Here is a 17,721-nt window from a genome sequence, read left to right as displayed (position 1 = left end):
AATGCTCAACTGGATACGGAACACTGGTTTGCTCCAATGTCAGCAAGTTCACTTCAGGGTACTCCGGAATGCTATCTGTATTTATCCACCAATGAAACAACTCCGTTTTCTGTTCAGATTTACAACAACAATACGGTTTTTTCTACCGTTCAGGTGAGTAAAAACAATCCGGTACAGGTTACCATCCCAAGTAATTATATGATTGCCTCTACCCTATCCAATCTTTTTACACAGAGATCAATGGGATTACAGGTGAAAGGTCCTAAAAAATTCTTTGCCAACTTCAGATTTGCAGTTCCCAATCAGGCAGAAATCATCACTTCCAAAGGTCTGGCAGGAATCGGGAAAAACTTTTTCGTAGGTGTTGCCCCGAATACAACCGCAAAACCTTACGTTAATTCAACCATTGGATTTATTGCAACGGAAGACAATACAACCGTAACATTATCCGGCTACAATCCGAACGTTATTTTCTCTGACGGTACTTCATCGCCTACAAGAACGTTTACCATCAATAAAGGGAAATCATATATTATTGAAGCGCAGAGTGATCTATCCTCAAGCAATTTAACAGGATTGGTTGGTGCAAAAATTACGGCGAATAAACCTATTTCGGTAACCAACGGTAATTTCAACAGTATCTATACCACACAGAACAACAGCAATGTGGATATTCTGATGGATCAGGCTGTTCCTGTAGAAAGATTAGGAAAAACATTTGCTTTGGTAAAAGGAAACGGACCTGCAGATTCCGGAATGGAAGCTGCTTTGGTGATCGCCACGGAAAATAACACCAAACTTACCGTAAACGGTACTCTTTTAGGAAATGTCACACTGAATGCAGGACAATATTACATTGTTCAGGGAACCAGCTATATCAATCAGGGGAACGGACACTACAACATGAGTATTTCTGCCAATAATAATGTGTATGTTTATCAGCTTCTTGCAGGAACTTCAGGAAGTACGGTATACGCAACCGGAGGAATGAATTTCATCCCGCCTTTAAGCTGTTTTTTACCGAAAGAAATTAACGAAATCGGCTTTATCAATAAAATAGGAAGCAATTCTTTTGATACCAAACTTAATATCATTACCCAGACAGGAGCCAATGTAACGTTTAACGGAAGTGCCATCGGCGCGATCAGCGGACCTTATCCTGTAACGGGAAATCCGGGTTGGGTAACGTATTCCCTTCAGGGTGTTAACGGAAATGTTACGGTAAATTCCACCCTTCCTGTTACGGCAGGAATTGCTGCCGGAAACGGTGCAGTAGGTTACGGCGGGTATTTTGCAGGGTTTTCATCTGTTCCGGCGATTACAAAAACCGGCGACTGCTACGCAGGAATTCTTTTACAGGTTGATAATAATTACGATTCTTATCAGTGGTTTTTAAATGGAAATCCAATTTCAGGAGCAACCTCTTTCTCAATCAATCCAGAATTATACGGAGCCGGAGATTATACCTGTTTAATTACAAAAAACAACTGTGAAACCAGATTAACAGGAGTTTACAGCTATACTTTATGCCCTCCGATTTCCACTACAACTTACAATATCGGGTCTTGTAACACAAAAGTGATTACTCCGGCGTTTACAAACTCTACGCAGACTATCGTTCCATCGCTTACCAGTATTATTTCACCACCAACATCGGGAACTGCTACGGTAAATCCAACAACAGGACAAATTACTTATACTCCCAATCCTTCTGCAACGAACACTACTGATAATTTCATTTATTACGTTCAGGGAAATGGAAATCCTTTTGATTTTGAATATTTTAAAATCATTATTAATACAAATGTTTTACAGGTAAACAACGGTTCTCTGGCTTCCTGTGCAGGAAACAACGGAAACGGAACTTACAATCTGACTTCTGTAAATGTTTCTTCTGATCCGGGAGTTACGGTAACTTATTTTACCAATTCTAATTTAACCGGACAGATTGCAAATCCTGCGAACTATTCCGGACCGGCAGGAACTGTTTATGCCAATGTGACTTCACAGTACGGCTGTTCAAAAACCGCTCAGATTACATTAACTTTAAATGCTTTACCGAATGTTAATAATGTTTCTCTGGCTTCATGTACAGGAACAGGCGGAAACGGAACGTTCAATTTAACTTCAGCCAACGTTTCTTCTGATCCGGGAATTACGGTGACGTATTTTACGAATTCTAATCTGACGGGGCAGATTACGAATCCTGCAACCTATTCAGGTCCGGCAGGAATTATTTATGCGAATGTGACTTCTGCAAACGGATGTTCGAAAACTGCTCAGATCACTTTAACGGTAAATTCTTTACCCAACACGAATAACGCGACTTTAACGTCTTGCACCGGAACTAATGGAAACGGAACTTTCAATTTAACTTCAGCTAACGTTTCTTCTGATCCGGGAGTTACAGTAACTTATTTTACCAATTCAAATTTAACAGGACAGATTACAAACCCTGCGAACTATTCGGGAGCTTCAGGAATTATTTATGCCAATGTAACTTCCGCAGCAGGCTGTTCAAAAGCAGCTCAGATTACTTTAACGGTAAATTCTTTGCCTAATGTTACGAACGCCACTTTATCTTCGTGCGCAGGAGCCAACGGAAACGGAACTTATAATTTAACCACAGCTAACGTTTCTTCCGATCCGGGAGTTACGGTAACTTATTTTACCAATTCAAATTTAACCGGACAGATTGCAAACCCTGCGAATTATTCAGGACCGGCAGGAACTGTTTACGCCAATGTGACTTCACAGTACGGCTGTTCAAAAACTGCTCAGATTACATTAGCTTTAAATGCTTTACCGAATGTTAATAATGTTTCTCTGGCTTCATGTACAGGAACAGGCGGAAACGGAACGTTCAATTTAACGGCAGCCAATGTTTCTTCTGATCCGGGAATTACGGTGACGTATTTTACGAATTCTAATTTAACAGGGCAAATTACCAACCCTGCAACCTATTCAGGTCCGGCAGGAATTATTTATGCGAATGTGACTTCTGCAAACGGATGTTCGAAAACTGCTCAGATCACTTTAACGGTAAATTCTTTACCCAACACGAATAACGCGACTTTAACGTCTTGCGCCGGAACTAATGGAAACGGAACTTTCAATTTAACTTCAGCTAACGTTTCTTCTGATCCGGGAGTTACAGTAACTTATTTTACCAATTCAAATTTAACAGGACAGATTACAAACCCTGCGAACTATTCGGGAGCTTCAGGAATTATTTATGCCAATGTAACTTCCGCAGCAGGCTGTTCAAAAGCAGCTCAGATTACTTTAACGGTAAATTCTTTGCCTAATGTTACGAACGCCACTTTATCTTCGTGCGCAGGAGCCAACGGAAACGGAACTTATAATTTAACCACAGCTAACGTTTCTTCCGATCCGGGAGTTACGGTAACTTATTTTACCAATTCAAATTTAACCGGACAGATTACCAATCCTGCGAATTATTCAGGACCGGCGGGAATTATTTATGCAAATATTACTTCTGTGAATGGATGTTCCAGACAGGCACAGATTACTTTAACAAGCACTCCATCGCCTAATATTAACACCACAAATTATAATGCGAGTCTTTGTGATGATAATTTTGACGGTATTGTTAACGTGAATTTTTCAACCGTTACTCCTCAGATTGTGACCAATGCTGCGAATTTTACGGTAAGATATTATTTAAGTCAGGCAGATGCAAATGCCGGAAATGGTAATACTCTCCCTGTAAACTGGACGTACGCAGCGAATACGACTGTTTATGTAAGAGTAGACGCAGCGGGAGGAAGTTGTCCTCCGGCTTTCGGACAGATTAATTTTAAAATCGGAAATAAAATTACGCTGCTTACCAACGTTGTGAATATGGATGTTTGCGATAATGATCTTAACGGTTCTGAAAACGTAAATCTTAATGACTATAAAAATTTATTTACCACTAATCCTGCCATTACTTTAACTTTTCATGCCACTTTAGCGGATGCTCAGAATGGCACTAATACAATTCCTGCAAACCAGACGATTACTTCTCCAAAAACTTTCTATGTAAGATTTGTAAGCGGAACCGAATGTCCGAATACAGGAATAATTAATGTAACACTTAAATCGCCTAAAAAATCCAGTCAGCTTACTGACAAAGTGGTTTGTTCTACAGAAAAAGTGGTATTGGATCCGGGTGCGGAATTCAGTTCTTATACTTGGAGTACAGGAGCAACTACTCAGACTATTCTTGCCGGTGCGGGAACGTATTATGTAGATTTAGGTTTTAACGGATGTTTTTACCGTCAGTATGTAAATGTGACGACTTCGCAGGCTCCGACAATCACCAGCATCAACGTAACAGCTTCTAATGCAACAATAAATGTTACAGGCGGAACTCCTCCTTATCAGTACTCGTTAAACGGAATAGACTATCAGACTTCCAATACATTTATGGGGCTTTCAAGGGGAATTCATACCGTTTATGTTTTAGGAAAAGACGGTTGTTTACCTGTGGTTAAGGAGTTTTTAATTGTAAATATTATCAATGCAATTACCCCGAACGGAGACGGCATCAATGATGTTCTCAATTATTCTGATCTGAAAATAAAGCAAAACGTGTCGATTGAAATTTCAGACAGATATGGAGCTGCTGTTTATAAATCTACAGATAAAAGCTATATCTGGGACGGAAAATCAGGAGGACGACCTCTTCCGACAGGGACTTACTGGTATATTTTAAAATGGATTGAACCCGATACAAAACTTCCGGTTTCTTACTCCGGATGGATTTTAATAAAAAACAGAGAATAACTTTTTTACTTTACACTATACCACTGATCCTGATGAATTAAAATCATCAGGATATTTTATTAATATTTAAATATCTTTTCAATTATTAAAAAAATATTAAATATTCAACAATATTCATAATTATAGAAATTACTAATTAAAATTTATATAAAAAATTGACTTTTAATACTTACATTTGCATCCCTTATTGAGAAATATGAAAAAACTTTTACTAACCATTTGTACATTTCTTTGTCTATTATTCAATGCACAGCTTGACACCGATCATTGGTTTGCTCCGATGGCTTCAAAGTCTGGAACAGGGAATCTTCAGGGATATTTATATTTATCCACCAATGAAACCACTCCCTTCAGCGTACAAATTTATAATAGCAATGCTCTTTATACCACAGTACAGGTTAGTAAAGGAAATCCCGCTCAGGTAAGTATTCCAAACAGTTTTTTAAGCACTACTAATCCATCGGATTTATTTAGTCCGAATTCAATGGGAGTTTACCTGAAAGGAACGAAAAAATTCTTTGCCAATTATAGATTTTCGGTTCCCAATCACGCTGAAATTATTACCTCTAAAGGTTTAGCCGGATTAGGAAAAACGTTCTACGTAGGAATGGCACCTATTACAGGTGCTGCAACTTATGTAAACTCTACCATAGGAGTTACTGCTACGGAAGACAATACTTCGGTTGTGATATCAGGATATAATCCGAATGTTGTTTTCTCTGATGGCTCCTCAAGCCCTACAAAAACATTTACCTTAAATAAAGGAGAATCCTATATCGTAGATGCTTTAAGTACAGATTCGGCAGTGAATCTTGATGGGTTAATCGGGGCGAAAATACAATCTACGAAACCTATTTCTGTAACCAACGGAAATTTTAACGGAATTTATACCAATTTAAATTTTACCAACAACGATATCCTTATGGATCAGGCAGCCCCTACAGACAGACTGGGAAAAGAATTTGTTGTGGTAAAAGGAAACGGAACCGTAGTTTCCGAAATGGAAACAGCCCTGATTGTGGCAACACAAAACAATACCCAAATTACAATTAACGGTATTGCTACAGGCATTACACTGAATGAGGGACAGTATTATATGGTTCCAAGTAATAATTATATACAGCACGGAACCGGAGACAATTATAACATGAGCATTTCTGCCAATAATAACATCTATGTTTATCAGTTATTAGCAGGAGTTTCTTCTACAACAGGTGGCAATGAATACGCTACAGGAGGGATGAACTTTATTCCTCCGTTAAGCTGCTTTATGCCCAATAAAGTAGACGAAATAGGATTTATCAATCAAATCGGAAGTCAGACATTTAATACCCGCCTCAATATTATCACCCAGACTGGAGCAACCGTAACTTTAAACGGAAATCCGATTGCTACCGCTAACGGACCTTATCCTGTCAACGGAAATCCTAACTGGGTTACCTACACTGTTCCTAATATTACAGGAACTGTTACCGTAAATTCTACCAAATCTGTTACCGCAGGAATTGCTGCAGGGAGTGGCGCAGTGGGTTATGGAGGCTATTTTGCAGGATTTTCTTCTGTCCCTGTGATTTCAAAAACCGGAGATTGCTATCTCGGGATTTTATTACAGGTAGATAACACATACGACAATTACCAATGGTATCTGAATGGAAATTCTATTCCGGGAGCCACTTCATATTCCATCAATCCTGAATTATACGGCGCGGGAAACTATACCTGTATGGTTTCTAAAAATAATTGTGGTTCTCTGCTTACAGATCCGTATTCCTATACATTATGTCCTCCGATCACAACGACGACTTATAATATAGGATCATGCAATACAAAAGTGATTTCGCCTGTTTTTACTAATTCTACACAGGCTATTGTTCCGGGTAATACAAGCATTATTTTGGCTCCTACTTCCGGAACTGCAACTGTGAATTCTGCAACGGGGCAAATCACCTATACTCCCAATGCAGGACTTACAGCAGATACAACGGACAGTTTCATTTATTACATAGAAGGAAACGGAAGCCCTGCAAGTTTTGAATATTTTAAAATCATCATCAATACGGATGTTTTGCAGACCACAAATGCATCCTTAACTTCATGCGCAGATACCAACGGAAACGGGACTTTCAATTTAAACTCAGCCAGTGTAACACCGGATTCGGGAACTACAGTACAGTATTTCACCAATGCTGCATTAACAGGAACTCCCATTGCAGCACCGGGAAATTATTCGGGACCGGCAGGAACCATTTATGCAAATGTAACATCATCATACGGCTGCACAAAAGTCGCACAAATTACATTAACTACGACTCCGTCTCCAAATATTAACACAGGTAATTATAATGCGACCCTTTGTGATGATAATTTTGACGGTATCGTTAACGTGAATTTCCCAAGCATCACTCCTGTTATTGTGACCAATTCTGCAAACTTTAATGTAAGATATTATTTACTTCAGGCTGATGCAAATGCGGGTAATAACAATACACTTCCAGCAAACTGGACATATACAGCTAACACTACTGTTTATGTAAGAGTGGATGCACTTACAGGAAGCTGCCCTCAGGTTTTTGGTCAGATTAACTTTACTATCGGAAACAGAATTACTTTAATTACAGCAAATGCAGCAACAGATGTTTGTGATAGTGATCTTAGTGGTTCTGAAGCAGTAAATTTAAATGATTACAAAAACCTTTTTACGGCGAATGCAGGAGTAAGCCTTACGTTCTACTCTACATTGGCCAATGCACAGGCGGGAACCAATGCGATTTCACCAAACCAGAATATTTCTGCAACAAATACCTTTTACATCAGATTTACTTCCGCTACAGAATGTCCGAGTACGGGAGTTTTAACAATCAATTTAAAATCACCAAAAAAATCTACAAGACTTGCTGATAAAGTCATATGTCCTAATGATACAACAACATTAGACGCTGGTGCCGGATTTACTTCTTATTTATGGAGTACCGGAGCAACTACACAATCCATCATTGCCGGAGCGGGAAATTATTATGTGGATCTTGGATTTAACGGATGTGTATACAGACAGTATGTAAAGATTACCACAGCTGAATCTCCTTCTATTTCTAAAATTGAGGTTTCAGGGTATAATGCTACCGTTACCGTTACAGGGGGCACTCCTCCATATAAATATTCATTAAACGGAATTGATTATCAGACCTCTAATATTTTCACGGGTTTATCCAGAGGAATGCATACTGTTTATGTTGTAAGTGCAGACGGATGTTCACCGGTTATTAAAGAATTTTTAGTATTAAATCTTATCAATGCAATTACTCCAAACGGAGACGGGCTAAATGATGTGTTGGATTATTCAGATTTAAGAATTAAGCAAAATGTTTCAATAGAAGTTGTAGACCGTTACGGAGCTCCTGTATACAGATCTTCGGATAAAAATTACAGATGGGACGGCAAGATTAACGGAAGACCTCTGTCTACAGGAACATACTGGTATCTGCTAAAATGGATTGAACCCGATACAAAATTACCTGTTTCATACTCAGGATGGATTTTAATTAAGAATCATTAATAAATTTCAAACTTTCTTTTATTTTTCGTTAACATTTATTAAATATTATTTTAAATTTGTAGAAATCATAATTAATTGTATATGAGAAGATTTCTACTGTCTTTCGTATTAATATTTTGTACGATTAACGCGCTTTTTGCCCAAAGAGACACAGATCACTGGATCGCTCCGTTTTACACATCCGTTACCGGGTACACTAATGCAGTGTATCTTTCCACGGATTCTACCACTCCGTTTGATGTAAGAATATACAACAATAATAACCTGATCCAGACCGTTTCAGTTGCAAAAGGAGCACCTGTTTCTTATACTGTTCCCGCCAGTCTTATTAACGGAACAACAAGCACAGATGCTTTTACAGTGGGGACAAAAGGATTATATTTAAAAGGCGACAAGCCTTTTTACTGCACTTTACGATCTGCTCAGACCGCTCATGGTGAAATCATAACCTCGAAAGGCAAAGCAGGGATCGGGAAAAAATTCTATGTAGCGGCAACTCCCAGTACGGCAAACAGCTCCAGTAATAATTTCACTGCAGGAATTCTTGCCACAGAAGATAATACGTCGGTTACCGTATCATGGAATACCGCAGGTTTAGTTTTTATCGGAGGTACCCCCGGAGGAAACTCACAGACATTTACTCTGAATAAAGGGCAGTCTTATATTTTGGCAGGAAATCATTTAACTTCAGCCAATTTAAATGGATTTATCGGCGCCAAAGTGGTTTCAGACAAACCTGTAACCCTTACCAACGGAAATGCGAACGGAAATTTTGCAACAAACACTTCTGATGGTTCCGATTTAATTATGGATCAGTCTGTTCCGGTGGAAAGACTCGGAAATACTTTTGCCATGGTAAAAACCAAAGCAACCAATCCTACTTTGAATATGGAAGGAGGAATCATAATTGCGACAGAAGACAATACTGAAATATATATCAACGGTTCCACTACTGCTGTTGCCACAATTAATGAAGGGCAATGGTACAGAATCAATGAAACCAGCTATGTAGAACAAAATCCGGGAAGCGGACATTTTAATATGTTCATTTCCACTTCTAAAAATGTATATTTATATCAGTTCATAGGCATTCAGGGATTCTCTTACAATGGAGGATACAATTACATTCCACCGCTAAACTGTTTCCTACCGAGAAAAATTGATGAGGTGGGAAAAATTAATGAAATGCCCGGCATCGCAACAAGCAATATTACTTTTTTAAAGCTTAATATTCTTACAGAAGCTGGAGCTGCTGTTACATACAGCATAGATGGCGGACCGGCAACCACTCCAACTGCTGCTCAGGGACCTTATCCTTTAACAGGAAACACAAACTGGGTAACCTATGCCATTGAAAATCCGACAGGAAACTTAACCATTAATTCAACAAAAGCTGTAACGGCAGGGATTAACGGAGGATATGGAACAGCGGGTTACGGAGGCTATTTCGCAGGATTCTCTTCTATTCCGATCATTGCGAAAAAAACCGGGGAATGCGTACCCGGAATTATCCTTGAAGTGGACGACAGCTATGAAACTTATCAGTGGTATCTGAACGGAAACCCGATTCCCGGAGCTACACAAAATGTGTACACGCCTACCGTAGCCGGAAATTATACCGTGAAAGTAACCATGGGAACATGCCTGCCGGTAACAACACCGATCTATAAAGTTTTTTCATGCGTAAAAAACACAACTGCTGCTCTTAATGCATGTGCTACGAAAGTCATTACTCCTGCTTTCTCGTTCACCACAACACAGACTCCCGTGGCAAGTACGGTAACTATTCTTACCTATCCTGCAAATGGTACAGCAACCGTAAACTCTTCGGGGCAGATTACCTACATTCCGAATCCCGGATATTTAGGTCCCGATACTATTGTTTACCAGTTCTGCGGAAATGCTCCCGAATTTATAGACTGTGAAAAGGTAACGTTAAATCTTACCGTAGTACCGTTCATTTTAACAGATACTACTATTAAAGCATGCCAGTACAACGGTAAAGGGTTCTTTGATCTTACTTCAGCCAATGTAACAACTTACACTCCGGTTGTGAAGAAGTTCTATCCTACCCTTGCCGATCTGAATGCAGCAACCAATGAAATTACAAACCCTGCCAGTTATCTTTCGGCAGCAGGAAATGTTTATGTAAAAGTAACCACCAATGAAGGTTGTACAGGAAATGCTAAAATTACTTTAGCCTATCTTCCGACTCCGGTGGTGATGGAAGCTACCATCAGCGAATGTTACCTTGAAAATAATGAAACAAAGGCTGCATTTAATCTTTCGCTTGCCAATGTTTCAGCCGAATCGCCGATTACCAAAAAGTACTATCCTACTTTTGTAGATGCAAGCAACGGAACCAATGAAATATTAAATCCTTTGGCGTATGTTTCAGGGAATACTTCGGTTTACATCAGGGTTTACAACTCAAACGGATGTTATGCTATTGCCAAAGTGAACCTCGTGGTGATTCCTCCGAAAAGATCAGCTGTTCTTGTGGATAAAATCATCTGTATCGATGGCAGAACAAATCTTGATGCAGGACCGGGTTATCAGTCCTATCTGTGGAGCACGGGAGCAACCACTCAGGTTTTATCGGGAGTTCCTGTTGGAGATTACTGGGTAATTCTTAAAGACAACGGATGCTCTGTAAAACAGTTCGTAAGTGTGAAAAAAGCGGTAGATCCTGTGATTTCAGAAATTGAAATTTCAAACAATACCGCAACGGTAAAAGTAACCGGAGGACAGGCGCCTTACAAATACGCTGTGGATTCTCCGGCAAACTGGCAGGATTCCAATGTATTCACAGGGCTTTCAAGAGGGCAGCATACTTTTTATGTGAAAGATGCATACAACTGTACCCCGATCTTTGTAGAAGTAACCGTACCGAATTTATTAAATGCCATCACGCCGAACGGTGATAATAAAAATGATTTCATCGATTACAGCGAGCTGGCTTACAAAGAAAATTTAAGCTTTGTGGTCTATGACAGATACGGAAATAAAATCTTTACAGGGAATAAATTCAATAATTACAAATGGGACGGTAAACATTTTGACAAGAAAATTGTGACGGGAACCTACTGGTACCACATCAACTGGAATGAACCCAACAAGGAAAAAACACCAATCAAATATTCAGGATGGATCCTTGTTAAAAATATTGACTAAAAGACTAAAAAGAAGAATTATTAAAGCCACGAATCTAAATCGTGGCTTTTTTATGTATTTATAAGTTTTTTTTTGAGAATATTATTAAGAACATATTAAATATTCTATTATTTTTGCAAGAATCCTAATTCTATAATTATGAATAAAATTCTACTGTCTTTTGTATTAATGTTTTTCAGCATTAGTACCATATTTGCACAGAGGGATACAGAGCACTGGATTGCACCTTATTATGCATCCACAACAGGATATACCAATGCCGTATATCTTTCTACTGACTCTACCACCCCGTTTGATGTGAAAATCTACAGCAACAATGCACTGCTTACTACTGTGACTATCAGCAAAGGAAATCCTCAAACGTATTCGGTTCCTCTTGTAAATATAACAGCTACAGCTACAACAGATGCTTTTACTGTAATCAATAAAGGGCTTTATCTGAAAGGTGATAAGCCATTTTACTGTACTCTAAGATCTGCTCAGACCGCTCATGGTGAAATTATTACTTCAAAAGGGAAGGCCGGAATCGGGAAACTGTTCTTCGCAGCCAATGCGCCTAATACCAGCGCAGGAACAGGCACTTCTAATAATTTCACGGCAGGTATTTTAGCAACGGAAGACAATACTCAGGTTACTGTTACATGGACAACTTCAGGAATTCAGTTCATAGGGGCTCCTTCAACTTTTACTGGAAATTCTCAAACTTTTACTTTAAATAAAGGACAGTCTTATATATTAGCAGGAAACAATGGTACCTCGGCAAACCTTACCGGATTCATCGGGGCAAAAGTTGTTTCGGATAAACCCATTAGTTTAACCAATGGTAGTGCAAACGGAAATTTCGGTGCAGGAACTTCTGGCGGTTCAGATTTAATTATGGACCAGTCTGTTCCTGTGGAAAGACTAGGGAATACTTTTGCCATGGTAAAAACAAGGTCTACTGCTCCGGCAGAAAATATGGAGGGCGGAATTGTAATTGCGACAGAAGACAACACACAGATATTTGTAAATGGCGGAACCACTCCGTTAGCGACAATCAATGCTGGAGAATGGTATCGAATCAATGAAACTAATTATGTTCAGCAGGGAACAAGCGGACATTTCAATATGCTGGTTTCCACTTCTAAAAATGTATATCTTTATCAATTGGTAGGGGTAGGTACAGCAAATAATACAGGAGGATACAATTATATTCCGCCGCTAAACTGTTTCCTTCCGAGAAAAATTGATGAGATCGGAAAGATCAACGAAATGCCTGGTATTTCAGGCATCACTTTAAAATTAAATATTTTAACAGAGACAGGAGCCGCAGTTACGTACAGTATTGATGGCGGACCCGCAACCACTCCAACTGCCGCTCAGGGACCTTATCCGTTAACAGGAAATACAAACTGGGTAACCTATGCTATTGATAACCCTACAGGAAATGTGACGGTAACCTCAACAAAAGCTGTAACAGCCGGAGTAAACGGAGGATACAGTACCGCAGGTTACGGTGGCTATTTTGCAGGATTCTCTTCAATTCCTTTAATTGCAAAACAGACAGGAGACTGTATTCCGGGGATTATCCTTGAAGTGGACGACAGCTATGAAACTTATCAGTGGTATCTGAACGGAAACCCGATTCCCGGAGCTACACAAAACGTCTACACGCCTACCGTAGCCGGAAATTATACCGTGAAAGTAACCATGGGAACATGCCCGCCGGTAACAACACCGATCTATAAAGTTTTTTCATGCGTAAAAAACACAACTGCTGCTCTTAATGCATGTGCTACGAAAGTCATTACTCCTGCTTTCTCGTTCACCACAACACAGACTCCCGTGGCAAGTACGGTGACTATTCTTACCTATCCTGCAAACGGTACAGCAACCGTAAACTCTTCTGGGCAGATTACCTACATTCCGAATCCCGGATATTTAGGTCCCGACACCATCGTTTACCAATTCTGCGGAAATGCTCCCGAATTTATAGACTGTGAAAAGGTAACGTTAAATCTTACCGTAGTACCGTTTATTTTAACAGATACTACTATCAAAGCATGCCAGTACAACGGTAAAGGGTTCTTTGATCTTACTTCAGCCAATGTAACAACTTACACTCCGGTTGTGAAGAAGTTCTATCCTACCCTTGCCGATCTGAATGCAGCAACCAACGAAATCACAAACCCTGCCAGTTATCTTTCGGCAGCAGGAAATGTTTATGTAAAAGTAACCACCAACGAAGGATGTACAGGAAATGCTAAAATTACTTTAGCCTATCTTCCGACTCCGGTGGTAATGGAAGCTACCATCAGCGAATGTTACCTTGAAAATAATGAAACAAAAGCTGCATTTAATCTTTCGCTTGCCAATGTTTCAGCCGAATCGCCGATTACCAAAAAGTATTATCCTACTTTTGTAGATGCAAGCAACGGAACCAATGAAATATTAAATCCTTTGGCATATGTTTCAGGGAATGCTTCGGTTTACATCAGGGTTTACAACTCAAACGGATGTTATGCTATTGCCAAAGTGAACCTCGTGGTGATTCCTCCGAAAAGATCAGCTGTTCTTGTGGATAAAATCATCTGTATCGATGGCAGAACAAATCTTGATGCAGGACCGGGTTATCAGTCCTATCTGTGGAGCACGGGAGCAACCACTCAGGTTTTATCGGGAGTTCCTGTTGGAGATTACTGGGTTATCCTTAAAGACAACGGATGTTCTGTAAAACAGTTTGTAAGCGTGAAAAAAGCGGTGGATCCTGTGATTTCAGAAATCGAAATTTCAAACAATACCGCAACGGTAAAGGTGACAGGAGGACAGGCGCCTTACAAATACGCTGTCGATTCTCCAGCAAACTGGCAGGATTCCAACGTATTCACAGGGCTTTCAAGAGGACAGCATACTTTTTATGTGAAAGATGCATACAACTGTACCCCGATCTTTGTAGAAGTAACCGTACCGAATTTATTAAATGCCATCACGCCGAACGGTGATAATAAAAATGATTTCATCGATTACAGCGAGCTTGCTTACAAAGAAAATTTAAGTTTCGTGGTCTATGACAGATACGGAAATAAAATCTTTACAGGAAATAAATTCAATAATTACAAGTGGGACGGTAAACATTTTGACAAGAAAATTGTGACGGGAACCTACTGGTACCACATCAACTGGAATGAACCCAACAAGGAAAAAACACCAATCAAATATTCAGGATGGATCCTTGTAAAAAATATTGACTAAAAGACTAAAAAAAAGAATTATTAAAGCCACGAATCTAAATCGTGGCTTTTTTATGACATAATGTTATCATTTAACAAATATAATTTGAAGGTATAACAGAAAATTCCGTTATTTTTGCACGAATCCTAATTCTATAATTATGAATAAAATTCTACTGTCTTTTGTATTAATGTTTTTCAGCATTAGTACCATATTTGCACAGAGGGATACTGAGCACTGGATTGCGCCTTATTATGCATCCACAACAGGATATACCAATGCCGTATATCTTTCTACTGACTCTACCACCCCGTTTGATGTGAAAATCTACAGCAACAATGCACTGCTTACTACTGTGACCATCAGCAAAGGAAATCCTCAAACGTATACAGTGACCGCAAATCTTATTTCCGCAACAACTCCATCGGAAGCCCTTCAGGTCATTACAAAAGGATTGTACTTAAAAGGCGACAAACCTTTTTACTGTACTTTAAGATCCGCCCAGACTTCTCACGGAGAAATTATTACTTCTAAAGGGAAGGCCGGAATCGGGAAACTATTCTTTGTAGCTAATCCTCCCAATACAAACGCAGGGACGGGTACTTCTAATAATTTCACGGCAGGTATTTTAGCAACGGAAGACAATACTCAGGTTACTGTTACATGGAATACTTCCGGACTGGTATTTTTAGGGGGAACTCCTTCCGGAGCCAACTCACAGTCATTCACACTGAACAAAGGTCAGTCTTACATTATGGCCGGAAACAATGGTACCTCGGCAAACTTTACCGGATTCATCGGGGCAAAAGTAGTTTCGAACAAACCCATCACATTAACCAACGGAAGTGCAAACGGAAATTTCGGAGCATTAAGTTCAAGCGGTTCAGATTTAATTATGGACCAGTCTGTTCCTGTGGAAAGACTCGGGAATACCTTTGCCATGGTAAAGACAAGGTCTACCGCTCCGGCAGAAAACATGGAGGGTGGAATTGTAATTGCGACAGAAGACAATACACAGATTTTCATTAACGGAGCTACCGCTCCTATTGCCACAATCAATGCAGGAGAATGGTACAGAATTAATGAAACAAACTACATCCAGCAAGGAGGTGCAAGCGGACACTTTAATATGTTTATTTCTACTTCCAAAAATGTATATTTATATCAATTGGTGGGTGTAGGAACGGAAAATAATACTGGAGGATACAATTATATCCCGCCGTTAAACTGTTTCCTTCCGAGAAAAATTGATGAGATCGGAAAGATCAACGAAATGCCTAGTGTTTCCGGAGTAACCTTAAAGCTTAATATTCTTACAGAAGCCGGAGCTGCTGTTACGGTGAATGGAGCCACTCCAACTGCTGCTCAGGGACCTTATCCGTTAACAGGAAATACGAACTGGGTAACTTATGCTATTACAGGAATTACAGGAAATGTGACGGTAACCTCAACAAAAGCTGTAACAGCCGGAGTAAACGGAGGATACAGTACGGCAGGTTACGGAGGATATTTCGCCGGATTCTCTTCTATCCCTTTAATTACAAAACAGACGGGAGACTGTATTCCCGGACTTGTTCTTGAAGTGGACGACAGTTATGAAACCTACCAATGGTTCCTAAACGGGAATCCTATTCCCGGAGCCAATTCGAATAGCTATACTCCGACAGTAGCGGGAAATTATACGGTAAGAATTACTGTGGGATCATGCGTTCCTGCCATCACTCCGGTTTATAAAGTGTATACATGTCTTCAGAAATCCACAAAAGCTCTTACAGTTTGCGAAGGCTTCCAGGCAGTGGTTCCGTCTTTTACAAATTCTACTCAGACTTACGTCCCGAGCACCGTAACAATTGTTACTCCTCCAACAAATGGTTCTGCGGTTATTGATCCGAACGGAGTCATCATTTATACACCTAATTTCGGTTTTACGGGTATAGATACTATTGTTTATAAATTCTGTGGAAATGATCCTGATTTTACAGATTGTGAGCAGGTAACTTTAACGTTAACTGTTTCTGCAAGTCCTACAGTAACGGATGCAACACTGAGATCATGTTTTATTCCGTCTAATCCTGCTACGGCATTATTTGACCTTACAACGGCTCTTGTATCTACCACTACAGGAATTACAAAAAAATATTATCCTTCTTTAACGGATGCACAGCTCGGAACCAATGAAATCATTAATCCGGCGAACTATATTGCACCAAACGGAGTCGTTTTCGTAAAAGTAAGCAACGCAAACGGATGTTTCAGAATTGCCAAAGTTACATTAATTGTTCTCCCTCCGGTTTACTCCAGTATTTTGCAGGATAAAATTATCTGTATTGAAAATAAAACAACGCTAGATGCAGGTCCCGGATTTACTGCCTATTTATGGAGTACAGGAGCAACTACACAGTCGATCAGCAATGTCACTACAGGAACTTACTGGGTAGATCTTAAAACCGGAAATTGCGTAACAAGACAGACGGTAAAAGTATACGCCTCAGAACAGCCTGTTATTTCAAACATTGATATTTCAAACAATACCGTTACGGTAAATGTATTGGGAGGAACTGCTCCTTACCAATATTCAATAGATAATATTCACTGGCAGGATTCTAATGTATTTACAAATGTTCCGAGAGGAAATAATACGTTCTACGTAAAGGATTCTTATAACTGTTCTCCAATGCAGGTAGAGGTTACCGTACCTAATCTTATTAACGTAATTACGCCAAACGGAGATGGTGTAAACGATATGATTGATTATTCCGCGTTAGGAAACAAGAAAAACCTTGTGTTCAATATTTACGACAGATACGGAGCAAAAATGCATCAGGGAAATAAAGAAAACGGATATAAATGGGATGGCGCAGTGGGCGGCAAAAAAGTACCTACAGGAAACTATTGGTACGATGTAAGCTGGAACGAGCCAAACGGTAAGCAGACTCCGATTAAATATTCCGGATGGATTCTAGTGAAAAACAGAAATTAATTTTAAATATTCT

Annotated in this window: 5 protein-coding genes; all 5 read left to right on the top strand. The window is 39.5% G+C overall.

All coding sequences use genetic code 11. From position 1 onward, the window contains the following. Window positions 1-36: 36 nt before the first annotated feature. The 5 genes from AC52CF_RS01230 to AC52CF_RS01210 all read left to right on the top strand — a co-directional run bounded on the left by AC52CF_RS01230 (window position 37) and on the right by AC52CF_RS01210 (window position 17,708). On the top strand, window positions 37-4,791 hold the full coding sequence (locus tag AC52CF_RS01230; protein ID WP_496517743.1) for an FIDD domain-containing protein: 4,755 nt from the start codon (window positions 37-39) through the stop codon (window positions 4,789-4,791). Window positions 4,792-4,987: 196 nt separating this feature from the next. Next, window positions 4,988-8,344: an FIDD domain-containing protein gene (locus tag AC52CF_RS01225; RefSeq protein WP_496517742.1), complete on the top strand. Its 3,357-nt coding sequence runs from the start codon at window positions 4,988-4,990 to the stop codon at window positions 8,342-8,344. Window positions 8,345-8,425: 81 nt separating this feature from the next. Beyond that, window positions 8,426-11,518 carry an FIDD domain-containing protein gene (locus AC52CF_RS01220; protein WP_214587434.1) on the top strand — a complete coding sequence of 1,031 codons (3,093 nt, stop codon included), beginning with the start codon at window positions 8,426-8,428 and terminating at the stop codon, window positions 11,516-11,518. 138 nt (window positions 11,519-11,656) lie between these two features. Continuing rightward, on the top strand, window positions 11,657-14,749 hold the full coding sequence (locus AC52CF_RS01215; RefSeq protein WP_214587435.1) for an FIDD domain-containing protein: 3,093 nt from the start codon (window positions 11,657-11,659) through the stop codon (window positions 14,747-14,749). 139 nt (window positions 14,750-14,888) lie between these two features. After that, on the top strand, window positions 14,889-17,708 hold the full coding sequence (locus AC52CF_RS01210) for a T9SS type B sorting domain-containing protein (protein ID WP_290265655.1): 2,820 nt from the start codon (window positions 14,889-14,891) through the stop codon (window positions 17,706-17,708). The last annotated feature ends 13 nt before the right edge of the window (window positions 17,709-17,721 follow it).

The sequence above is a fragment of the Chryseobacterium sp. 2P genome (genome assembly GCF_059579425.1).
The sequence above is the reverse complement of the archived record's forward strand: the minus strand, read 5'-3'. Positions and strand labels throughout refer to the sequence as shown.